The sequence below is a fragment of the Cellulomonas sp. KRMCY2 genome (assembly GCF_000526515.1).
Taxonomy (GTDB): Bacteria; Actinomycetota; Actinomycetes; order Actinomycetales; family Cellulomonadaceae; genus Actinotalea.
Map to the genome: position 1 here is coordinate 1,591,943 of NZ_JAGF01000001.1, position 22,425 is coordinate 1,614,367.

Consider the following 22,425-nt stretch of genomic DNA (forward strand, 5'->3'; position numbering starts at 1 on the left):
CTGCTCAGGCCCAGCTCTCGACGAGCTCCTGGTACTCGGGGTGCCGGCGGATGAACGCCGCGATGAACGGGCACAGCGGGACGATCCGCCGGCCGCGCAGCCGGACGTCGTCGAGCGCCCCGCGCGCCAGGAGCGTGCCGAGTCCCTGTCCGCTGTGGGCGTCGTCGACCTCCGTGTGCAGGAAGACCATCGGATCACCGTCCTGCGGGCCCGCGCGGTAGGCGCTGAACCCCGCGACCACGCCGCCGACGACGATCTCGTACCGGGACCGCGCGTCGTCCCGTCGGACCTCGGGGCCGCCGGCCGCGGCGACCGGCTCCTGGGCGGATCCGCTCACGGCAGTCACCTCCTTCGGGCTGCACCCACCCTAGGCCGCGCCCTCCGGCGTGCACCTCGGTAGCGTCGGGGTGCTGGGGTGCCGTGCACGCAGATCGGAGGGGCCGATGACCAACCTCGAGACGGTTCCGCCCGAGCTGGTCTGCGACGGCCGCCCGGCGCGCGCACCCGATGGCGTGGCGGAGGTCGCGGCCGGTCCCGGACCCGCGCAGGTGCTGAGCGCGCGCGACGTCCCGCTCGGCGGCCTGCGCGCGATGACGGTGCGTCGCACCCTGCCCCAGCGTGGCCGCTCGTTCATCGGCGCCTGGTGCTTCTGCGACCACTACGGGCCCGACGACGTCACGGTCACGGGCGGGATGTCCGTCGCCCCCCACCCGCACACCGGGCTGCAGACGGTGAGCTGGCTGTTCAGCGGCGAGATCGAGCACCGCGACAGCCTCGGCACGCACGCGATGGTCCGCCCCGGCGAGCTCAACCTGATGACCGCGGGGTACGGCATCAGTCACTCCGAGGTCTCGACACCCGCGACGACCGTGTTGCACGGCGTGCAGCTGTGGACCGCCCTGCCCGAGCCGGACCGTGACACGGCGCCGGCCTTCGAGCACCACGTCCCGCCCGTCGTCCACCTGCCCGACGCCGAGCTCCGGGTGTTCCTCGGGTCGCTCGGCGGGTCGACGTCGCCGGTGCGTACCTACTCCCCGCTGGTCGGTGCGGAGATCCTGCTGAGCGCCGGAGCGCTGCTGCGGCTCGACGTCGACCCTGCCTTCGAGCACGGCGTCCTGGTCGACGCGGGGGCCGTCTCCGTCGACGGTCGGCAGGGGGCACCCGGAGAGCTTGTCTACCTGCCGACCGGCCGCGGCCAGGTCACGCTGCAGGCGGGCGGCGTTGTCGGCGGTCCTGGTGTTCGGCTGCTCCTGATCGGCGGGCTGCCGCTGGGCCAGCAGATCGTCATGTGGTGGAACTTCATCGGGCGGTCCCACGACGAGGTGGTGGCTGCGCGGTCGCAGTGGCAGGCGGAGATCGGCGCCGGCCCCGCCGGGGCAGCGGTGACGCGGTCGCGGTTCGGCATCGTGCCGGGGCTCGACCCGCTGCCTGCGCCCGGGCTTCCAGGGATCCGGCTCATCCCGCGGGAGTGACCGGTCACAATCACCCTCCGTCTGGACCTAGGCTGAGCGTGCGGGGGACCGAACAGCTGGAGGTGCGGCGTGGCATACGAGACGAATGACCTGACCGGAACGGTCGTCGCGATCACCGGGGCGAGCGCGGGAATCGGCCGTGCGACCGCCCTGATGCTCGCCGAAGCCGGCGCGAACGTCGTGCTCGCAGCGCGCCGGACCGAGCGGCTGGACGAGCTCGTCGAGCAGATCGGCCCCGACCACGCCCTGGCCGTGCAGACCGACGTCCGTGACCCGGAGCAGAACCGCGCGCTGGTCGCGGCAGCCGTCGCGCGCTTCGGCCACCTCGACACCCTGGTCGCCAACGCCGGCATCGGCATGTACGGCGCGATCATGGACGCCGAGGACGACGACCTCGAGCGGATGCTCGACGTCAACCTCGCCGGCACCGTGTGGTCGGTCCGGGCGGCAGTCCCGGAGCTCCGCCGCAACGGCGGCGGCGACATCATCATCGTCGCCAGCGTCGCGGGCATGCGCGGCGACAGCAACGAGGCCGTATACGCGGCGACCAAGCACGGTCAGATGGGCCTCGCCGGCGCGCTGGACCGCGAGCTGCGCCGCGAGGGCATCCGGGTCACGGCCCTGTGCCCGGCCGGTGTGACGACCGAGTTCGCGATCGGGGCCGGCCGCACCGAGGGCGACCCCGTCCTCGAGGCGTTCCTCCAGCCGGAGGACATCGCGTTCCAGGTGCTGACCTGCCTGAAGCAGCCGCGCCGCATGCGCAGCACGCTGTGGAGCATCTGGAGCATGGCGCACGACCTGCCCTGAGGTGTGGAGCGTGGCGTGAGCGGCACCATGCCGCCACGCCACGCACCCGCTAGCGTGTGGCCGTGCTGCTCTCCGACCGTGACATCCGTGCCGAGCTCGACTCCCAGCGGATCCTGCTGGACCCGTACGACCCGGCGATGATCCAACCGTCCAGCATCGACGTCCGGCTGGACCGGTACTTCCGGCTGTTCGACAACCACAAGTACCCGGTGATCGACCCGGCCGTCGACCAGCCGGACCTGACCCGCCTGGTCGAGGTCGAGGGCGACGAGTCGCTCGTCCTGCACCCCGGTGAGTTCGTCCTCGGCTCGACGTACGAGGCGGTGACCCTGCCCGACGACGTCGCGGCGCGTCTCGAGGGCAAGTCGTCGCTCGGCAGGCTCGGCCTGCTGACGCACTCCACGGCCGGCTTCATCGACCCCGGATTCACCGGGCACGTGACCCTCGAGCTGTCCAACGTCGCGACGCTGCCGATCATGCTCTGGCCCGGGATGAAGATCGGCCAGATGTGCTTCTTCCGGTTGTCCTCACCGTCCGAGCACCCGTACGGCTCGTCCGCCACCGGTTCGCGCTACCAGGGCCAGCGTGGCCCGACGGCGTCCCGCTCGTTCCAGAACTTCCACCGCACCCGCGTCTGACCGGCGCGAGCGGAGCGTTCCGCGCTCGCGTCGAGCGAACCGCACTCGTGTTCGTGTTCGTCGAGCGTTCGTGTGGAGCGAACCGTGCTCGTGTGGAGCGAACCGCGCTCGTGTGGAGCGAACCGCGCTCGTGTGGAGCGAACCGCGCGACACACCGGGCGTGTCCGGTACCGAACGCTCCACTCGAGCGTCGAACGGTCCACACGAGGTACCGAACGCTCCGCACGGGTGTCTAGCGCTCCACTCGAGCGTCGAACGCTCCACACGAGGTACCGAACGCTCCACTCCAGCGCGGAACGCTCCACTCGAGCGCCGAACGCTCCACTCGGGCGATGCCGGGGGTGGGCGACCGTGCCGACGCATGTCGGCAACACGGTCGACCTAGGCTCGGGGCATGGCCCTACCACCACTCGACCCGAGCTCCGACGACGCCACACGTCGCCACCTGCTCGTCCTGCCGGCCGACGTCGGCCCGGACGAGCTCGAGACCCTCGCCGTGAGCCGGTTCCCCCGGGCAGCCTGGGAGGTGGAGCCGACGGCGGCCTCGGCCCGCACCGGCGGTGGCGCCCGGGGCCCCCGCGTGCCGGTGTCGCCTGCCGGGATCCTGCGACTGTCCCGGCACAGCACCCTGCACGGACCGTTCACCATCGATCGGACGACGGCCACCGCCCTCGGTCTGCCCATGTCGGCCGGGATCGCGTACGTCGTGCACGCGACGGTCGAGCGCGGTGAGCGACCGTGGCCGACCGGCGGGGACCGGGACGGACTGCGCCGAGCGTTCCCCGACGGGCTGCCGGTGCGCGACGAGGAGCGCACCGTCGCGTGGCTCGTCGCCGCGGCCCGCCGGCTGGGCGGGGCGGTCAGAGCGGCTCCGCCGCGGGCGGGTGTCGCCGGTGCGCTCCTCGTCCCGGACCCGGCGGCCGCCGTCGACCTGACCGTGTGGACCGACATCTGGCTCGAGCCCGAGGCCGCACTGGCGGTCATCCGACAGGCCGTCCCGCGTGCCTACCTGAACCTGCCGAGCGGGCGGTGGAACGGCCCACCGCAGGGCACCGGCGAACGACCGGTCCCGGGGACGGAGGCCATGGACCCGGCCCGACGTCGGGCCCTGCACGCCGCCGCCGACGATCACGACATCTCCAACCTCACCTCACCGCCGCCGATGCGCGCCTACGGGGCGCTCGCGGACCTGGACCTGGACGGGATGCTGGCTGTCGAGGTCAGTGGCGAGACGCGACTGCCGCCGGTGATCGCCGCGGTGCCGTGGGCCGCCCAGGGCGCTGTGGCCTATCGCGTGCGCTGGGAGCCCGCGGACCTGGAGGACATGGAGTCCGAGCGGCCCTCGTTGTCGCACCGCGTGGCACGGGGCCGCGCGACGCCCCTGGTGATCGCGGTCGCGCGGGCGATCCACAAGGCCGTGCACGGCGAGATCACCGACGCGATGGACTTCGTCGTCGACCCGCTCGACCTCTGACCCGCTGGACCTCTGACCTGGTCGACCGCTGACTCGGTCGCTCGCTGCTCCCCCGAGCGTCCTGTCTGGCCGCCTCGGCCCTCGGGCGCTCGACGGGGCTGTGGGGAGGGTCGGTCAGGCTGATGGGGCCGGCCGCACCGAGTCGAGCAGGAGCTGGGCGACGTCGACGACCTGGACCGGTGCGGCTGCGCCCGCGAGGTCGCCCGTGGCGGAGCTGCTCGCAGCCACGCCGTCGGTCAGCATGATCGTGCAGAACGGGCATGCGGTGGCGATGGTCTGCGCGCCGGTCGCGATGGCCTCGGCCGCGCGGTCGGTGCCGATCCGGGTCCCGGTCGTCTCCTCCATCCACACCCGCGCGCCGCCGCCGCCGCAGCAGAAGGACCGCTCCTTGGTCCGGGGCATCTCGGTGAGCGTCACGCCGGGCAGCGCCCCGATGAGCTCGCGCGGGGGCGTGTAGATCTGGTTGTGCCGGCCCAGGTAGCACGGGTCGTGGTAGGTCACCGTCGCGCCCGGGGCCCCCGATGCCGCACCGTCGCCGGCCGGGCCCGCGGTCGGTGTGAGGCGCCCCTCGCCGACCAGCCGATCGAGCAGCTCGGTGTGGTGCACGACGTCGAACCGGCCGCCGATCTGCGGGTACTCCCGGCTGAGGGTGTTGAAGCAGTGCGCGCAGGTCACGACGATGCGCTGCACCTTGGCCTCGGTGAGCACCTCGATGTTGGCCTGGGCGAGGGTCTGGAAGAGGAACTCGTTGCCGGCCCGGCGGGCGGGGTCGCCGGTGCACGACTCGCCGTCGCCCAGCACGGCGAAGCTCACCCCGGCGATGTTCAGCAGCTCGGCGACGGCACGCGTCGTCCGCTTGGCGCGATCCTCGTACGCCCCGGCGCAGCCGACCCAGAACAGGTAGTCCACCGTCGAGGCGTCCTCGACGTCGGCGCCGACCACCGGCACCGGGAACGGCAGGCCCTTGGCCCAGTCCAGCCGCTGGCGGGCCGGCAGCCCCCACGGGTTGGCCTGCTTCTCGAGCTTGGTGAACATCGGGCCCAGCTCGTCGGGGAACGCCGACTCCATCAGGACCTGGTTGCGGCGCAGGTCGAGGATGTGGTCGACGTGCTCGATGTCCACCGGGCACTGCTGCACGCACGCGCCGCACATCGTGCAGTCCCACAGCGCCTGCCGATCGACGACACCACCCACCAACGACAACGCGTCCACCCCGCCGTGCGAGGTGTCCGACCCGCGGCCGCCCGCGAGGAGCTGCGGGTCGGACGCCGAGGACGACGCCGAGGACGACGAGGCGGGGTTGCGGAGCGGGACGTGGCCCGTGGTGGTGGTGTGGCCGGCGGGGGCGGTCGAGGCGTTCGGGGCGGCGACCAGGTAGGGAGCGCTCGCGTAGGCGTGGTCGCGCAGCGCCATGACCATGAGCTTGGGGGACAGCGCCTTGCCCGTGTTCCAGGCGGGGCACTGCTCCTGGCACCGACCGCACTCGGTGCAGGTCGAGAAGTCCAGCAGCCCCTTCCAGGTGAAGTCCTCGATCCGCCCGACGCCGAGGCGGGCGTCCTCCGGCAGGTCGTCGAGGGCTTCGAAGTCGACGACCTTGCCCGCGGCCCGCACCGGGGGCACCGGGCCGAGGGCGGGCGAGCCGTCGACCTCGCGCCGCGCCCACACGTTGACCACGGCGAGGAACCGGTGCCAGGACACCCCCATCGCGGGCCGACGCCCGACGACGACCATCCAGGTCATCGACGTCAGGATCTTGACGAGGGCCGTCACGACGACGGCGGTCTCGACAGTGGTCGGCGACCACGTCGCGAACCACTCGCCGAGCCACGCGGTGAGCGGGAAGTGCACCCAGGTGGCGATCGTGGCGGACTGACCGGAGATCGGCCGGCTCTGTGCCGCCAGCGCGTACTCGAGCCCGCGCAGCACGACGACCGCCAGCACGACGCCACCGACGATCGCCTCGACGAAGTACGCCTGGCCGGCGTTGGACCCGAAGAACCGCGAGGACCGGGCGCCGGGTGGTCCGGCACGGCCGGCCGGGGTGTCCAGCACGGCGGACGGCCGAGCGGCCGCGGCCTCGCCCCGCCGGGGGTGGTGACGCTGGCGGACGACGATCAGCAGGATGATCCCGGCCAGCGAGGTCCAGGCGAGCACCTCGGTCGCCCACTCGAGCGGCGCCCAGTGCCCGACCAGAGGCAGCGAGTACCGCGGGTCGACGATCTGGCCGTAGCCGGTGATCAGGGTCAGGAACAGGACCGGGAAGCTCACCATCACGGACCAGTGCGCGACCTTGACGAACGGCCGGTGCTGGAACCGACCGTGGCCGAGGAGCAGCAGCAGCGCCAGCCAGGTGCGTCGTGCCGGGTGCGTCCGGCGGTCCGGCGCGGGGCCGCCGACGGCGACGGTCCGGACGATGGCGCGCACCCCGAGGGCGAAGACGGACACCCCGACGACGCTCGCGACGACGGCAAGGACGAGGGCGACGATCTGCAGCGGCTGCACGCGGTCACGGTAGCCGCTCCGCCCCGGGTCGGGACCGGTCGGACCGCCGATAGACTCGGCCCCGTCCCTCGCGGCGCCGATGTGGACCGACGGACCGACCACCGCCCTCGACACGGACGGAGCGGACGTGACGCTGCTGCTCGTCGCCCACCTCGTGGTGGCCGCCTGCGCGCCCGCGCTCGTCTCCCGGCTCGGTCGCCGCGCCTTCCTCGTCCTGGCACTCGCGCCGGCGGCGGCCCTGGTGTGGGCGCTGAGCTGGACCAGCGAGGTGATGGCCGGCAACGGCCCGGTCGAGGTCGTCGAGTGGGTGCCCCAGCTGGGGATGTCCCTGGCCTTCCACCTGGACACGCTGTCGTGGCTCATGGTGCTGCTCGTCGCCGGGGTCGGCGCCCTCGTGCTCGTCTACTCCTCGGCGTACTTCTCGGCCCGCGCCGGCGGCCTCGGCAGGTTCGGTGGGGTGCTCGTCGCGTTCGCCGGATCGATGCTCGGCCTGGTCACGACCGACGACATGCTGCTGCTCTACGTCTTCTGGGAGCTGACCACCGTCACCTCCTACCTGCTGATCGGGCACTACGCCGACCGCAAGGCCTCCCGGCGGGCGGCCATGCAGGCGATCATCGTGACGACGGCAGGCGGTCTGGCGATGCTGGTCGGCATCGTGCTGATCGGGTCGGCCGCAGGCACGTACCGGATGTCCGACGTGATCGCCGAACCGCCGTCCGGCACGTCCGTGACCGTCGCCGTCGTGCTCGTGCTGGCCGGCGCCGCGACCAAGTCCGCCCTGGTCCCGGTGCACTTCTGGCTGCCGGCGGCGATGGCGGCGCCGACGCCGGTCTCGGCGTACCTGCACGCGGCCGCCATGGTCAAGGCCGGGGTGTACCTGGTCGCCCGGTTCGCGCCGGGCTTCGGCGAGCTGGGGGCGTGGCGCGTGATCGTGATCGCGCTCGGCTCCTGGACCCTCGTGCACGGTGGCTACCGCGCGCTGCGGCAGTACGACCTCAAGCTCGTGCTCGCCTTCGGCACCGTGAGCCAGCTCGGGCTGCTCATCCTCCTCGTCGGGCTCGGCACCAGGACCGCGGCGCTGGCGGGCCTGGCCATGCTCGGTGCGCACGCGATGTTCAAGGCGGCGCTGTTCCTGACCGTCGGTGTGGTGGACGCCGCCACCGGTACCCGTGACCTGCGCCGGCTGACCGGCGTCGGCCGGGCGCTGCCGGTCACCGCGACCGTCGCCGCGCTCGCGACCGCCTCGATGATCGGCCTGCCGCCGTTCGCCGGCTTCGTGGCCAAGGAGGCGGCCCTCGAGGCCTTCTGGCGCGACACCGACAGCCTCGCGGGCGTGGTCGTGCTCGTGGCGATGGTCGTGGGCTCCGCCCTGACGGTCGGCTACGGGCTGCGGTTCTGGTGGGGGGCGTTCGGGGTCAAGCCCCGGCTGCCCGCCGGTGCGCAGATGATCGACGGCGAGCCGGTCGAGCCGCACCCGATCACCCGGCCCTCGCTGCTCCTGGTGTGGCCGGCCGGCATCCTCGCCGTTCTCGGGCTCGGTGCCGCCCTGGTGCCGCACCTGGGCGAGCGCCTGCTCGCCCCGCACGCCGACACCTACCCCGGCGATGCCGGTCACCTGACCTTGTGGGCCGGGCTGACCCCCGCGTTCGGTCTGACGGTCCTGATCCTGACGGGCGGTGTGCTGCTGTTCGTCTGGCGGGCCCGGGTCGAGCGGCTCCAGCGCCGGTTCAGCGTCCCGCTGGACGCCGACATGGTCTACCGCCGCGCCATGCGCAGGCTGGACGACGTGGCCGCCGACGTCACGGCGTACACCCAGCGCGGTTCGCTGCCGCTGTACCTCGGCACGATCCTGCTGGTCCTGGTCGCGCTGGCCGGCGGTGCGCTGATGGCCGGCACGACGCTCCCCGGCCCGGACGAGGTCCGGCTGTGGGACACCCCGGCGCAGCTCGTCGCCGGGGGGCTCGCGGCGACCGCGGCGTTCCTGGCCGCGCGGTCCCGCCGTCGGCTCAAGGCGGTGATCCTGGCCGGGATCAGCGGGTACGGCGTGGCTGCCCTCTTCCTGCTGCACGGCGCCCCGGACCTCGCGCTCACCCAGGTGCTCGTCGAGACGATCACCTTGATCGTCTTTGTGCTCGTGCTGCGCCGCCTGCCGCCGTACTTCTCGGTGCGCCCCCTGGCCGCGAGCCGGTGGGTGCGGCTCGCCGTCGGCCTCGCGGTCGGTCTGACCGTCGGCGGGCTGGCGCTCGTCGTGCCCGGGACGCGGACCGCCGTGCCGATCTCGGTCGACTTCCCCGAGGAGGCGTACACGTTCGGCGGCGGCAAGAACATCGTCAACGTCACGCTCGTCGACATCCGCGCCTGGGACACGATGGGCGAGATCTCGGTGCTGCTGGTCGCCGCGACGGGCGTCGCCTCGCTGATCTTCCTGCGGCGCCGCAGCGGTGAGATCCTGCGCACCCGGGACGCCGGTGCGCCCGAGAGCTCCGTCTGGGGCCAGGCGCCGGACCCGATGGCGGCGCTGCGTCGTCGGCTCGCCGGCGCGGTGGCCGGCGCGACACCGACCGGGCCGACCGCCGGGCCGGCCGCCGGGTCGGGCGGCGTCGTCGGGCGGGAGGGGGGCCGGCAGCGCGAGTGGCTCAGCGGCGGGCGCACGCTCGCACCCCAGCGGCGTTCGGTGATCTTCGAGATCGCCACCCGGCTGCTCTTCCACTCGATGATCCTGTTCGCGGTCTTCCTGCTGTTCGCCGGGCACAACGCCCCGGGCGGCGGCTTCGCAGCAGGTCTCGTGGTGGGGATCGCGCTGATCGTCCGGTACCTGGCCGGTGGACGGTACGAGCTCGGCGAGGCCGCGCCGGTGCACCCGGGTCTGCTCCTCGGCTCTGGTCTGTTCCTGTCGGCCGGCGTCGGGCTGGTCGCGCTCCTCGCGGGTGGTTCGGTGCTGCAGAGCGTGATCATCGAGCTCGCGGTCCCGGTGCTCGGTCAGGTCAAGCTCGTCACCTCGCTCTTCTTCGACATCGGGGTGTTCCTGGTCGTGATCGGACTCGTCCTGGACATCCTGCGCAGCCTCGGTGCGGAGATCGACCGGCAGGGCGAGGAGACCGGGCTGCGCGACGAGGGCGGCGAGCTCGTCGCCGTCCCGCCCGCCGTCCCGCCCGCCGTCCCGCCTGCGGGGGCGCTCGACGGAGGTGTCGACCGATGATCGACACCAGCCCGAACCTCGTCCTGGTCGCGGTGGTCGTCGTGCTCGTCACGGCCGGTGTGTACCTGCTGCTCGAGCGCAGCCTGTCCCGGGTGCTGCTCGGCGTGATCATCCTGGGGAACGGGGTCAACCTGCTCTTCCTCGTGGCCGGCGGCGCGGCCGGTGGGGCGCCGATCATCGGCCAGACGCCCGAGGGGCAGATGAGCGACCCGCTGCCGCAGGCGATGGTGCTGACCGCGATCGTGATCACCCTCGGCATGACGGCGTTCCTGCTCGCGATGGCGTACCGCTCGTGGCAGCTCAACGGGCACGACGAGGTCCAGGACGACCTCGAGGACCGCCGGATCGCCCGCCGCGCCGCAGCCGACCTTGCCGCCTTCGAGGACTCCGACGCGGTCGGCGCCACCAACCTCGACGAGGACGCGGCGGAGGTGCGGGACGAGACCGGATCCGACGACGAGCCGCCCGTCCCGGCCGACACACCGGCCGACGCCTCGGCCCCCGCCACCGGCGGTGACGCCCGGTGAACGTCGTCGACCTGAGCGACCTGTCCTGGGTCGTCCCGCTGCCCGTCGTGCTCCCGCTGTTCGCCGCCGGGCTGGCCCTGGCGCTGTGGCGGCACGGCCGGGCCCAGGGCGTGATCAGCGTCGTCGCCCTCTCCCTGGTCCTGATCTCCTCGGTGACCCTGCTCATCGCGGCGGACTCCGGTCCGCTGGTCCTGGACGTCGGCGGGTGGGCCGCTCCCGTCGGCATCGACCTCGTCGCCGACCGGCTCTCGACGCTGATGCTCACCGTCTCGTCGGCGGTGACCCTCTGCGTGCTCATCTACTCGATCGCCCAGGGTGTCGAGGACGGCGACGCCGAGACCCCGATCGCGATCTTCCACCCGACGTACCTCATCCTGACGGCCGGCGTCTCGAACGCCTTCCTGTCCGGTGACCTGTTCAACCTCTACGTCGGCTTCGAGATCCTGCTCGCGGCGTCGTACGTGCTGATCACCCTCGGTGGCACGGGTGAGCGGATCCGGGCCGGCACGATCTACGTCGTCGTCTCGCTCCTGTCGTCGGTGATCTTCCTGCTGGCGATCGCCCTGGTGTACTCCGCGACCGGGACGGTCAACCTGGCCCAGCTGGGCGAGCGGCTGCCCGACGTCGATCCCGGCATCCAGCTCGTCCTGCAGCTCCTCCTGCTGCTCGCCTTCGGGATCAAGGCGGCGATCTTCCCGCTCTCGGCGTGGCTGCCCGACTCCTACCCGACGGCTCCCGCGCCGGTGACGGCGGTGTTCGCCGGCTTGTTGACCAAGGTCGGCGTGTACGCGATCATCCGCACCCAGACCCTGCTGTTCCCCGATGGCCGGCTGGACGACCTGCTGATGTGGGCGGCGCTCGCCACCATGCTCGTCGGGGTCCTCGGCGCGGTCGCCCAGAACGACATCAAGCGGCTCGTCTCCTTCACGCTGGTGAGCCACATCGGCTACATGATCTTCGGCATCGCCCTGTCGAGCGAGGCGGGCCTCGCGGCGGCGGTCTTCTACGTCACCCACCACATCACCGTGCAGACCGCCCTGTTCCTGGTCGTGGGTCTGATCGAGCGCCGGGGTGGCTCGACGTCGCTCGACAAGCTCGGCGGGCTGGCGAAGATCGCGCCGGTCCTGGCCATCCTGTTCTTCGTCCCGGCGATGAACCTGGCCGGCATCCCGCCGCTGTCCGGCTTCCTCGGCAAGGCCGGGCTGCTGCAGGCCGGCGTCGCGCAGGGCACGCCGTTGTCCTACGCCCTGGTCGGCGGCGCCGTCGTGACCTCGCTGCTGACCCTCTACGCGATCGTCAAGGCCTGGAACAAGGCGTTCTGGCAGACGGCGCCCGACGAGCCGGCGCCGATGCGGCTCCCCCGCGGGATGGTCGGCCCGGCTGCCGCCCTGGTCGGCTTCGGCCTGGCGCTGACCGTGCTGGCCGGGCCGCTGATGAGCTTCACCGAGCGGGCTGCGGCGACGTTGCGCGACCCCGGCCAGTACATCTCCGCGGTGCTGCCCGACGGCGGCCGTGGCGCCGGTCTGTCGGATGACGTCGCCGAGGACGCCGGGGCGGGGGACAACCCATGAGCCTGCACCCGCGCCGCCGCGGCTTCCGGTTCCAGGTCGCCGCAACCCTGTGGATGACAGCCGTCTGGGTCCTGCTCTGGGGCGACCTGAGCGTGGCCAACGTGCTGGCCGGGGCGACGGTCGGGGTGGTCGTCGGCCGGGTGTTCCGGATGCCCTCGGTGGACTTCCACGGTCGGGTGCACCCGCTGTCCCTGCTCTACCTCGCCTACCGCTTCGTCGTCGACATCGTCGTGGCGAGCGCCCAGGTCGCGGCCCAGGCGCTGATCCCGGGCCGCGTCCCGCACAGCGCCGTGGTCGCGGTGCAGCTGCGCAGCCACTCGGACCTGTACCTGACCCTGACCGCGGAGCTCTGCACGCTGGTCCCGGGCTCGGTCATCGTCGAGGCGCACCGGATCACCGGGATGCTCTACGTGCACGTGCTCGACGTCGGGACCGCGGGCGGGATCGACGCGGCCCGGCAGCACGTCCTGGACACCGAGTCGCGGGTCCTGCGGGCCCTGGCCTCGGACGCCGAGCTGGCCGAGGCCGGCCTGACCCGGAACCCACGGGGAGCCGGCGTCCCGCGCGGCGACCGGGGGGTGGTGCGGTGAGCATCGTGGTGACGGTCTGCGCCGGGCTGCTGGCGGCCGCCGCGGTCCTGGCCCTCGTCCGGGCCGAGAAGGGCCCCAGCATGCTCGACCGCACGCTCGCGCTCGACATCCTGACGAGCACCATCGTCGGGGCGATCGCGCTCGAGGCGGCGTGGTCCCGCCGGATCGACACGGTGCCGATCCTGGTGGTGCTCGCGTTGGTCGGTTTCATCGGGTCGGTCACGATCGCGCGCTTCGCCTCGGTCGAGCCCGAGGGTGAGGGCCGCATCCTGAGCCGCGAGGAGATCGCAGCGCTCGAGGCCGAGCGGATCGCCACCGAGGACGCCGAGCGGGCTGCGACCGACGACGAGCACCACGGTGGGGGAGCCCAGGGGGAGGTCAGGACATGACGGTGCTCGACACGATCGCCGACGTGCTCGCCGCGGTGTGCCTGCTGGGCGGCTCGTTCCTGTCCTTCGCCGCGGGTGTCGGTGTGGTGCGGTTCCCCGACCTGCTCGCCCGGATGCATGCCGCGGCCAAGCCGCAGGTGCTCGGCCTCCTGCTGATGCTGGCGGGCCTCGGGCTGCGGCTGCGCAACGGACCGATCGTCTGGATGCTGGTCCTCGTCGCGCTCTTCCAGATGGTCACCTCACCGGTGGCCGCGCACATGGTCGCGCGGGCCGGGTACCGCACCGGGAAGGTGCGCCGGGAGCTGCTCGTGGTCGACGAGCTCACCCGCGACCTCGAGGCCGCCGCCTCCCCGGCCGCACCCCCTGACGCGTCGGACCGGTAGCCCCGGCCCGCGGCCGCGTGGGCCCGACGCGTGGGCCCGACGCGTGGCGGCGGGTGATCCTCGTGCGGCGGCGTCAGAAGTCGGCGGCGCCCATGCCGAGCACATACGTCTGGATCGCCAGCACGGCGGCCCCACGACACCACTTACGGGTGTCGGCGAGGTGCACCACGGTGTCCACCGGTGACGCGCGCCGGTCGCGGTCCTGGCTGATCCCGTCCCGGACCGCGTCGGCCGCGACCTCGGCGAGACGGGCGCCTTCGCCGCCGATCAGGACCCGCTCGGCGAGGGTCAGGTTGGCGACCGCGGCGATCAGCCGGCCGAGCCCGTGCCCACCCTGGTCGATGATCGTCCGCGCAGCGGGATCGCCGGCCTCGGCCAGGTCGAGGCAGGTGTCGTAGTCGACGGGTCGGCCGAGCGCCTCCGAGAGGAGTCGCGTGATCGACGGCATCGTCAGGATGCTCTGCGCACAGCCGCGGTGCCCGTCGGGGCACAGCGGGCCGAGCGGGTCCAGCGGCCAGTGGCCGACGAGGCCCACGCCCGAGTCGGGGCCGAGCACGATCCGGTCGTGGATGACAGTCCCGTAGCCGACTGCCGCGCCGAGGGTCACGATCGCGAACCGGTCGAGGCCGCGACCGGCGCCGAACCAGTGCTCGAACTCGGCGAGGGCGGTGAGGTCGTTCCCGACGACGGTGGGCAGTCCGGTCCGCGCCTCCACGAGGTCTCCGAGCGGGACGTCGACCCAGTCGAGGAACGGCGCCCGCGCGACGGTGGTCGAGTCCAGGACGAGACCCCCGAGCCCGATGCCGAGGGCCGTGACCGACGGGACGGCATCGGCGAGCTCGCGCGTCAGGGCGGCGAGCGTGTCCGCCACCGCCGCCGGGGCACGGGACGTCAACGGGGCGTCGGCCTCCGCGGCGACCTCGGAGCGTAGGTTCGTCGCGACCCCGAACGCCCGTTCACCAGTGAGCTTGATGCCGACGAAGTGGTGCGACTCGGCGACGACGTCGAGCGGGCGCGAGCCCCTGCCGACCCGGCCGGTGGGCTGCTCGTCCGCCTCGACCAGGAGCCCGGACGCGAGGAGGGGGCCGCTGAGCCTTGTGAGCGAGCCCTGGGAGAGGTCGAGCCGCCGGGCGACCTCGGATCGTGAGAGGGGGCCGAAGCGCAGGATCTCGAGCGCGACGGCGCGAGGGGCCCCGCTCTTCGGCGGCCAGGGTGGTGGCGTCACGTGCACGGGGGCGGGCCCTCCTCGTCGATGTGCCGTCAGGATGTCACGAGGGTTACTTCAGGTCAAGAAGCAACGACGGCCCACCGATCGCCGGAAGGCGGCTCTTGACGGCTAATTGCTTTTGCGGTAGAAACAGTTCGACGGCATTGGACGACCCTTCCGATCGCGCTGCATGCCGGACACCTTCCAGGAACGGAGTTCCGCAATGAAGCGCTCCTTGACCGCCCTGACCGTGACGGCTGTCGTCGCGGCAGCAGCCCTGACCCTCACCGGTTGCTCGGGATCGACGCCCACGGAGGACGCCGCCGGTGCCACCGCCGGCACCGACCCGGTGGCCCTCACCATGTGGGGCACCTACGGCAACGGTGGCAACACCGCCCAGACGGACGTCCTGAACGACACGTTGATCCCGTCGTTCGAGGCCTCCCACCCGGGGATCACCGTCGAGTACGTCGACATCCCGTACGACTCCCTCAAGCAGAAGCTCACGACCGGCGCGGCCGCGGGCGAGCTGCCCGACCTCGCCCGCGTCGACATCGGCTGGGTGCCGCAGTTCGCGTCGCTCGGCGTCCTGGCCTCGCTCGACGAGACGATGGACGACTTCACGACGTTGGCCGACGCCACCTACCCGGGCTCGCTGGCGACCAACGCCTGGGACGGGCACTACTACGGCCTCCCGCTCGACACCAACACCCGCGTCCTGGTGACGAGCCAGGCGGCCCTGGACGCCGCAGGCATGAGCGCGTCGCCGGCGACCTTCGACGAGCTCGAGACGATGGCAGCGAACCTCGAGGGCACGGGCATCGCCCTGTTCGCCGACTCGGGGCTCCAGGGCTGGAACGTCCTGCCGTGGATCTGGTCCGGCGGCGGCGAGATCACTGACGAGGGACTGACGACGTCGTCCGGCTACCTGGACAGCGCGGCGAGCGTCGCGGCGGTCCAGATGCTCGTCGACCTCTACCAGGCCGACGCGATCCCGAACCTCATCACCGGCAACTCGGGTGCGACGTCGACGTCCGACGGCCTGCCCTCGACGCAGTACGCGACGATCCTCGACGGCCCCTGGATGCGGGACATCTGGACCGGTCAGTACCCCGACTTCACGCCGATCTACGCGCCGGTCCCGGCCGGTGACGGCGGCTCCGTGTCCGTCGTCGGTGGCGAGGACATCGTGATCCCGGCGAGCTCGTCGAACCAGGACGCCGCCGCCGAGTTCGTCAGGTTCACCCAGAGCGACGAGTTCCAGCTCGCGATGGCGCAGGTCGGCCAGATGCCCGTGGTCGAGTCGGCCGGTTCCGCTGCGGCACAGGCGGACCCGTTCTACGAGCCCTTCGCGACCCAGCTCGCGACCGCGAAGCCCCGGCTCGCGATCCCCCAGTCCTCCGAGGTGGACACGATCCTGTCGACCGAGCTGACCCCCGCGTTCGACGGCTCGACGACGGTGCAGGTCGCGCTGACCCGCGCGGCCGAGCAGATCGACGCACTGCTGGCGAGCAGCTGATTTCATGCTCGACAGGACCCAGTCGGTAGCCGTGCGTGCGACGGAGTCCGTCTCCGTCGCACGCACGGTGCGGCGGCCACGACGTGCGATCCACGTCACGCCCTATCTCTTCCTCGCGCCGGCCCTGGTGCTGTTCTGCGGCTTGATCGTCTACCCGATGATGCGGGCCTTCCAGATGAGCCTGTACGACTGGAAGGTGCTCGCGGGGGCCACCAGCACGTTCATCGGCCTCGACAACTACTCGCGCGCGATGGCCGACCCCACGTTCTGGCGCGGCCTCGCGAACAGCGGGTTCTACATGGCCCTGTCGGTCCCGCCGCAGATCGTCATCGGCCTGCTGATCGCGATGCTCCTCAAGGCGAAGAGTCCGGCGCAGCCCGTGTACCGCGTGCTCTTCTACCTGCCGGTCGTGACGAGCTGGGTCGTCGTCTCGCTCCTGTTCAAGTACCTGTTCGCGGACAACGGCCTCATCAACTACGTGAGCGGCGACCTGCTGCACCTCGGCGACGGGTCGACGTCGTGGCTCTCGAGCCGGTGGACGGCGCTGATCGCGATCTGCGCGCTCGGCGTCTGGAAGGGCATCGGCTGGTCGATGATGATCTTCCTCGCTGCACTGCAGGGCGTCCCGAAGTCCCTCGAGGAGGCGGCCGTGATGGACGGCGCCAACCGGTGGCAGCGGTTCCGGGTGGTGACCCTGCCGGCGATCAGGCCCGCGCTCGCGTTCGTCGTCGTGATGCTCGTCATCGGCGGGTTCAACGTCTTCACGTCGGTGCTCCTCATGACTGCCGGCGGCCCGGGTGGCCAGACCGAGGTGCTGCTCACCTACATGTACCGGCAGGCGTTCACCAACCTGGACTTCGGCTACGGCTCGGCGATCGCCGTGCTGCTCACCGTGGTCGTGTTCGTCCTGTCGCTCGTCCAGATGCGACTGTTCAAGAGCGGTGGCGAGGACGAGAGATGAGCACCCTGCACCGCACGCGCCCGATGGCCGCCGTGCTGCGTCACGTCCTGCTGACGGTCGGCGCCGCGATCATGCTGACGCCCTTCGTCTACATGGTGTCGACCTCGTTCAAGAGCCAGGCGTACGTGCTGGCGATCCCGCCGCAGTTCGTCCCGGACCCGGCGACGGTCGACAACTACGTCCAGGTCCTGACCACCCAGAGCTTCGCCGCGTACTTCAGGAACTCGGTCGTCGTGTCGACCACCGCCACGGTGATCTCGGTCCTGCTGAGCTCGATGATGGCCTACGCGTTCGCCCGGTTCCGGTTCCCGGGGCGCGAGGTCCTCTTCCGCCTGGTCCTGTTGGGCCTGATGGTCCCCGCGATGATGTTGATCATCCCGCAGTTCATCCTGGCCAAGCAGCTCGCGCTCATCGACTCGCTGCAGGGCCTGATCGTCTTCTACGTCGCGGCATCCATCTCGCTCAACACGTTCCTGCTGCGCGGGTTCTTCGCGTCGATCCCGGCCGAGCTCGAGGATGCGATGCAGGTCGACGGCGCCAACGCCTGGACCCGGTACTGGCGGCTCGTCCTCCCGCTGTCGACGCCCGCCCTGGCGACCACCACGATCTTCACGTTCCTGGCCACCTGGGACGAGTTCGCCTGGGCGCTGACGATCATCAACGACCCGGGCAAGCGCACGCTCCCGCTCGCCATCCAGCTGTTCCAGGGGCAGAACGCCACCCAGTGGGGGCTCGTCTTCGCGGCGTCGGTCGTCGCTGTCCTCCCGGTGATCCTGGTGTTCCTGATCTTCCAGAGGTACTTCGTGCAGGGCCTGACCAGCGGAGCCGTGAAGGGATGACCATGACCGAGTCGTCGAGCAGCATCGAGTCGTCGAGCAGCATCGATGCGGGCCGAGTCGCCGACGAGCCGGTCGTCGAGCTGCTGCCGACGCGGGCCACCTACGCCTCGGCCGATCCGGTCCGGATCGAGGTGCGCGGGTTCACCGGTGACGGCAGCCTGACGGTCTGGACGCTCGGTGAGCGTGGCGCGTCGACCCGCGTGCCTGGGTCCGGCGTCGTCGACCTCGGCCTGCTGCCCGTGGGCGGGCACGGGGTCGAGCTCACCGTGGCAGCGGGCGGCGTCCACGCACCCCCGGTGGCGCGCACCGCGATCGAGGTCGCGGACGACGTCCGGGCACGGCTGCGCTACGGCTTCGTCGCCGACTACGCCCCGGGTCGCGACGCCGAGGCCGTCGCCGACATGGTGCGGCGCCTGCACCTCACGGGCATCCAGCTGTACGACTGGGCCTATCGTCACGCCGACCTGGTGGGCGGGGGCGAGGTCTACACCGACGCGCTCGACCGTCCCGTCTCGCTCGACACGGTGCGACGACTGGTCGGCGCGATCAAGGCGGCCGGCTCACGGGCACTCGGCTATGCGGCCGTGTACGGCGTCGGTCGCGCGGAGTGGTCCCGGTGGGAGCACGCGGCGCTGCTCACCCCGAGCGGGCCGCCCTACGGGCTCGGTGACTTCCTGTCGCTCGTCGACCCGGCCGAACCCGCGTGGCTCGACCACTTCACGGCCGATCTCGCGGCAGCGGTGGACGCGGTCGGCCTCGACGGGTTCCACCTGGACCAGTACGGCTACCCGCAGCGCGCCCTGCGTGCCGACGGCGTCGTCGTGGACGTCGCCGACTCGTTCGTGACGCTCGTCCAGGCCGTCCGCGAACGGCTCCCCGAGAGCCATCTCGTCTTCAACAACGTCAACGACTTCCCCACCTGGCGCACCGGCGCCAGCCCTCAGGACGCGGTCTACATCGAGGTGTGGGAACCGCACGTGACGCTCGGGTCGCTGGGGCACGTGGTCGGACGAGCCCGGTCCGCAGGCGGCGGGAAGCCGGTCGTGATCGCCGCGTACCAGCACGTCTACGACACCGCGCCGGTCGCCGAGGCGGACCTCGCAACCGCGTTCACCATGGCGACGCTGTTCTCGCACGGTGCGACCCAGCTGCTCGCCGGTGACGGCGATCGTGTCCTCGTCGACCCGTACTACGTCCGCAACCACCGGATGGCGGCATCCACCGCGGCGATGCTCCGGCGCTGGTACGACTTCCTCGTCGAGCACGACGCCCTGCTGCTCGACCCGTCGGTGGTCGAGGTGACGGGGTCCTACGCCGGCGCGTACAACGACGACGCCGACGTGGCCTACGGGCACGATCGGGTGACCGGTGACGCGATCCCCGGGGCCGTGTGGCGTCGGGCCACCCGGGTCGGGGACGCGCTCGTGCTCCACCTCGTCAACCTGGTCGGCCAGCGGGACACGCTCTGGGACGCTCCTCGCCTGCCGGTCGGCGAGACCGGGCCCGGGACGCTGCGGGTTCGCCGCACCGGGCCGGGTCGCCCCCGGGTCCGGGTGGCCGATCCGAGCACGAACCCGCGTCTGGTCGAGGTCCCGGTCACGCTCGACGGTGACCACGCCGTCGCCGCGCTGCCGGCTCCGACCGTCTGGCAGGTCGTCGTGATCGACGACGGCCCCGCCGGGGCCCACCCGTGAGCCGGCCCGAGACAGCGGCCTGGTGGCGCTCGGCGGTCGTCTACCAGGTCTACCCGCGCAGCTTCGCCGACTCCGACGGGGACGGCGTCGGCGACCTGCGTGGCGTGATCGACCACCTCGACCATCTCGACGACCTCGGCGTCGACGTCCTGTGGCTCTCGCCGGTGTACGCCTCGCCGCAGGCCGACAACGGCTACGACATCAGCGACTACCAGAGCATCGCCCCGGTGTTCGGCACGCTGGACGACTTCGACGAGCTCGTGGCGCAGGCGCACGGGCGCGGCATCCGGCTGGTCCTGGACATGGTCGTCAACCACACGTCGGACCAGCATCCGTGGTTCGTCGAGTCGGCGTCGGGTGCGGACAGCCCCAAGCGCGACTGGTACTGGTGGCGACGGCCACGCCCCGGAGCCGCCTTCGGGGAGCCCGGCGCGGAGCCGACCAACTGGACGTCGTTCTTCTCGGGTCCGACCTGGACCGCCGACGCCGCGTCCCGCGAGTACTACCTGCACCTCTTCTCGCCGCGTCAGCCGGACCTGAACTGGGAGAACCCGCAGGTCAGACGTGCCATCTACGACATGATGCGGTGGTGGGTCGACCGCGGGGTCGACGGCTTCCGGATGGACGTCGTGAACCTGCTCTCGAAGGACCCCGCGCTCCCCGACGGTCCGGTCCGGCCCGGTGAGGTCAGCGGTGACGGCTTCGCCTCCTACGGCCACGGCCCGCGGATCCACGAGTTCCTCCAGGAGATGCGGCGGGAGGTGCTGGCAGGCCGTGACGACCTGCCGTTCGTGATCGTCGGCGAGACCCCGGGGGTGACGGTCGACCAGGCGCGGCTCTACACCGACCCGGCCCGCGGCGAGCTGGACATGGTCTTCCAGTTCGATCACATGGGGGTCGACCACGGCCCGGGCGGCAAGTGGGACGTCCAGCCGCTCGACATCCGGGCGCTCAAGGCGAGCTTCCGGCGCTGGCAGGACGGCCTGGCCGACTGCGGCTGGAACAGCCTGTACTGGTGCAACCACGACCAGCCGCGCCCGGTGTCACGGTTCGGTGACGACGGCGCGTACTGGCGGGAGTCCGCGACTGCGCTCGCGACGGTGCTCCACCTCCAGCGGGGGACGCCGTTCGTCTACCAGGGCGAGGAGATCGGCATGCGCAACCGCACGTTCTCCTCGGTGGACGACTTCGAGGACATCGAGTCGATCAACCACTACCGGTCGGCGACGCTGCGCGGCGAGCCCCCGGCCGCGGTGCTCGACGCGTTGCGCAGGATGAGCAGGGACAACGCCAGGGCGCCCTTCCCGTGGGACGAAGGCCCGACGTCAGGGCTCTCGACGACGCCGCCGTGGACGCCGGTCGGCGCCGACGGTCGTGAGGTGAGCGTCGCCGCCGAGCGCGGGGTCAAGGGCTCGATCTACGAGCACTACCGCGCGCTCGTCGCGCTCCGGCACGCGGAGCCGGCAGTGGTGGACGGTCGCTTCGAGATGCTGCTGCCCGACGATGCCGCGATCTTCGCCTTCCTCAGGCGGTGGCACCGGACCGAGCTCCTGGTGGTCGCCAACCTGTCCGGGGTGCCGCAGACCGCGACGTTCGGCGAAGAGGTCGGCGACGACGAAGTGGTCGGCGACGCAGCGCGGGTCGGTGGACGAGCCGGGTCCTGGCCTGGTGCGGAGGTCGTGCTGACCAACCAGCAGAGCGACGACGCGGGCACCGGCGACCCGGTCTGGCTCGGCCCGTCACACCTGGCGTTGCGGCCCTGGGAGGCAGTCGTCCTGCGGCGGACGCACGGCGCAGGTGCAGCAGCCTGGCGCTAGTGCAGAAGTCAGTGCAGCAGCTTGGCGGCGCCTCGGGTGGCCATCACGCGGGACAGCGCGACCACCGCACCGGTGATCGCGGCGGCGGCGGCGATCTCGCCGAAGCGTGCGTCGCCCTCGTCCTCCGGCTTCGGTGGCTTGTGACCGACCGTCATCTTCCAGGCGCCGGCGATGAGCTGCTGGGCCGCCCAGGCCGCGGCCAGCGCGACCCCGAGCCCGACGAGCTTGGCGATCATGGACTGCTTGTCGGCCACAGGGACCTCCTGGTTCGGCGGGGGCGGTTCGGCGTGAGCGGTTCACTCGGGTTCACGGTCACGCTAGTGCGCGGGCCTGGTCGGTGCCCGCCGGTCTCAGGCGTCCTGGACCCACAGGTAGACGTCGAGCCCCGCCGCGTCGGCCTGGGTGGCGAGCCCGATGACGGCCTGCACGACGGGCAGCAGATCCTGCCCCGCCAGGTCCAGCTCCTCGGAGCCCGCCCACTCGGTCGCCACATCGCCCGGCAGGTCCGGGTCCTCGGCGACCCCGAGGTCGACGAGGACCTCGCAGAGGAACTCCGGCAGCCGGAAGAGCTGCTCGTGCTCGAGGTCGATCTCGGCGACCTCGAGATCGCCCGCGCCGAAGTGCACGGCCCGGGCCGCGACCTCACCGAGCACCTCGAGGTCGAGCGGGCCCATCGACGGCAGGTCGACGTGCGGCACGTCGCCGGGGACCGGACCGAGGTCGAGGGCGTCGGCGCGATGCAGCGCCTCGGCGTGGGTCGCGGCGAAGAGCTGGGCGAGGACAGCCATGGTTCCTCCTGGTGCGCTGGGCCGCCGCGACGCGACGCCCGGCGT

At 72.1% G+C, this 22,425-nt stretch carries 20 protein-coding genes; 15 read left to right on the forward strand and 5 right to left on the reverse strand.

The window, feature by feature from the left end; genetic code table 11:
• Positions 1–4: 4 nt before the first annotated feature.
• Entirely contained in the window at positions 5–337 is a 333-nt protein-coding gene (locus K415_RS0107710; RefSeq protein WP_024286496.1) for a GNAT family N-acetyltransferase, read from the reverse strand.
• Positions 338–443: 106 nt separating this feature from the next.
• Between K415_RS0107710 and K415_RS0107715 the strand changes: the two genes are divergently transcribed.
• From K415_RS0107715 to K415_RS0107730, 4 genes are all read left to right on the forward strand, one after another.
• Positions 444–1,472: a pirin family protein gene (locus K415_RS0107715; protein ID WP_024286497.1), complete on the forward strand. Its 1,029-nt coding sequence runs from the start codon at positions 444–446 to the stop codon at positions 1,470–1,472.
• 69 nt (positions 1,473–1,541) lie between these two features.
• A complete protein-coding gene (locus K415_RS0107720; protein ID WP_024286498.1) occupies positions 1,542–2,279 on the forward strand; it encodes an SDR family oxidoreductase in 738 nt (245 codons plus the stop codon).
• A gap of 62 nt (positions 2,280–2,341) precedes the next feature.
• Positions 2,342–2,917, forward strand: a complete 576-nt coding sequence (dcd, locus tag K415_RS0107725; RefSeq protein WP_024286499.1) for a dCTP deaminase — start codon at positions 2,342–2,344, stop codon at positions 2,915–2,917.
• Between the two features lie 394 nt (positions 2,918–3,311).
• Positions 3,312–4,391: a hypothetical protein gene (locus K415_RS0107730; protein ID WP_024286500.1), complete on the forward strand. Its 1,080-nt coding sequence runs from the start codon at positions 3,312–3,314 to the stop codon at positions 4,389–4,391.
• A gap of 114 nt (positions 4,392–4,505) precedes the next feature.
• Here the strand turns inward: K415_RS0107730 and K415_RS0107735 are convergent, their stop codons facing one another.
• On the reverse strand, positions 4,506–6,893 hold the full coding sequence (locus K415_RS0107735) for a (Fe-S)-binding protein (RefSeq protein ID WP_029663364.1): 2,388 nt from the start codon (positions 6,891–6,893) through the stop codon (positions 4,506–4,508).
• A 127-nt stretch (positions 6,894–7,020) separates the two neighbouring features.
• Here K415_RS0107735 and K415_RS0107740 point away from each other — a divergent pair, with 127 nt between their 5' ends.
• From K415_RS0107740 to mnhG, 6 genes are read left to right on the forward strand one after another with little or no spacing between them, the layout of a single operon-like run.
• A complete protein-coding gene (locus tag K415_RS0107740; protein WP_024286502.1) occupies positions 7,021–10,095 on the forward strand; it encodes a Na+/H+ antiporter subunit A in 3,075 nt (1,024 codons plus the stop codon).
• Complete coding sequence (locus K415_RS0107745) at positions 10,092–10,622, forward strand: Na(+)/H(+) antiporter subunit C (RefSeq protein WP_024286503.1); 531 nt, start codon at positions 10,092–10,094, stop codon at positions 10,620–10,622. The genes K415_RS0107740 and K415_RS0107745 overlap by 4 nt, the downstream gene beginning before the upstream one ends.
• Positions 10,619–12,193 (forward strand): Na+/H+ antiporter subunit D, encoded by a 1,575-nt coding sequence (locus K415_RS0107750; protein ID WP_369795202.1) that lies wholly within the window; start codon positions 10,619–10,621, stop codon positions 12,191–12,193. The genes K415_RS0107745 and K415_RS0107750 overlap by 4 nt, the downstream gene beginning before the upstream one ends.
• Positions 12,190–12,783 (forward strand): Na+/H+ antiporter subunit E, encoded by a 594-nt coding sequence (locus tag K415_RS0107755; RefSeq protein WP_024286505.1) that lies wholly within the window; start codon positions 12,190–12,192, stop codon positions 12,781–12,783. Before K415_RS0107750 ends, K415_RS0107755 begins: the two co-directional genes overlap by 4 nt.
• Complete coding sequence (locus tag K415_RS0107760) at positions 12,780–13,172, forward strand: monovalent cation/H+ antiporter complex subunit F (protein WP_024286506.1); 393 nt, start codon at positions 12,780–12,782, stop codon at positions 13,170–13,172. The genes K415_RS0107755 and K415_RS0107760 overlap by 4 nt, the downstream gene beginning before the upstream one ends.
• Positions 13,169–13,555: a monovalent cation/H(+) antiporter subunit G gene (gene mnhG, locus K415_RS0107765; RefSeq protein ID WP_024286507.1), complete on the forward strand. Its 387-nt coding sequence runs from the start codon at positions 13,169–13,171 to the stop codon at positions 13,553–13,555. Before K415_RS0107760 ends, mnhG begins: the two co-directional genes overlap by 4 nt.
• A 73-nt stretch (positions 13,556–13,628) precedes the next feature.
• On the opposite strand, the gene K415_RS0107770 is transcribed toward mnhG, so the two are convergent.
• Positions 13,629–14,786 (reverse strand): ROK family transcriptional regulator, encoded by a 1,158-nt coding sequence (locus K415_RS0107770; RefSeq protein WP_024286508.1) that lies wholly within the window; start codon positions 14,784–14,786, stop codon positions 13,629–13,631.
• Between the two features lie 199 nt (positions 14,787–14,985).
• Here K415_RS0107770 and K415_RS0107775 point away from each other — a divergent pair, with 199 nt between their 5' ends.
• The 5 genes from K415_RS0107775 to K415_RS0107795 are packed head-to-tail and all read left to right on the forward strand — an operon-like array spanning position 14,986 to position 21,592.
• A complete protein-coding gene (locus K415_RS0107775) occupies positions 14,986–16,281 on the forward strand; it encodes an extracellular solute-binding protein (protein ID WP_024286509.1) in 1,296 nt (431 codons plus the stop codon).
• A 4-nt stretch (positions 16,282–16,285) separates the two neighbouring features.
• Positions 16,286–17,242: a carbohydrate ABC transporter permease gene (locus tag K415_RS0107780; protein WP_024286510.1), complete on the forward strand. Its 957-nt coding sequence runs from the start codon at positions 16,286–16,288 to the stop codon at positions 17,240–17,242.
• Positions 17,239–18,081 carry a carbohydrate ABC transporter permease gene (locus K415_RS0107785; RefSeq protein ID WP_034661125.1) on the forward strand — a complete coding sequence of 281 codons (843 nt, stop codon included), beginning with the start codon at positions 17,239–17,241 and terminating at the stop codon, positions 18,079–18,081. Before K415_RS0107780 ends, K415_RS0107785 begins: the two co-directional genes overlap by 4 nt.
• Entirely contained in the window at positions 18,078–19,775 is a 1,698-nt protein-coding gene (locus K415_RS0107790; RefSeq protein ID WP_155859397.1) for a glycoside hydrolase family 66 protein, read from the forward strand. Before K415_RS0107785 ends, K415_RS0107790 begins: the two co-directional genes overlap by 4 nt.
• Complete coding sequence (locus tag K415_RS0107795; RefSeq protein ID WP_024286513.1) at positions 19,772–21,592, forward strand: alpha-glucosidase; 1,821 nt, start codon at positions 19,772–19,774, stop codon at positions 21,590–21,592. Before K415_RS0107790 ends, K415_RS0107795 begins: the two co-directional genes overlap by 4 nt.
• 8 nt (positions 21,593–21,600) lie before the next feature.
• On the opposite strand, the gene K415_RS0107800 is transcribed toward K415_RS0107795, so the two are convergent.
• On the reverse strand, positions 21,601–21,846 hold the full coding sequence (locus tag K415_RS0107800) for a DUF4235 domain-containing protein (protein ID WP_024286514.1): 246 nt from the start codon (positions 21,844–21,846) through the stop codon (positions 21,601–21,603).
• Between the two features lie 96 nt (positions 21,847–21,942).
• Complete coding sequence (locus tag K415_RS0107805) at positions 21,943–22,380, reverse strand: hypothetical protein (protein WP_024286515.1); 438 nt, start codon at positions 22,378–22,380, stop codon at positions 21,943–21,945.
• Between the last annotated feature and the right edge of the window lie 45 nt (positions 22,381–22,425).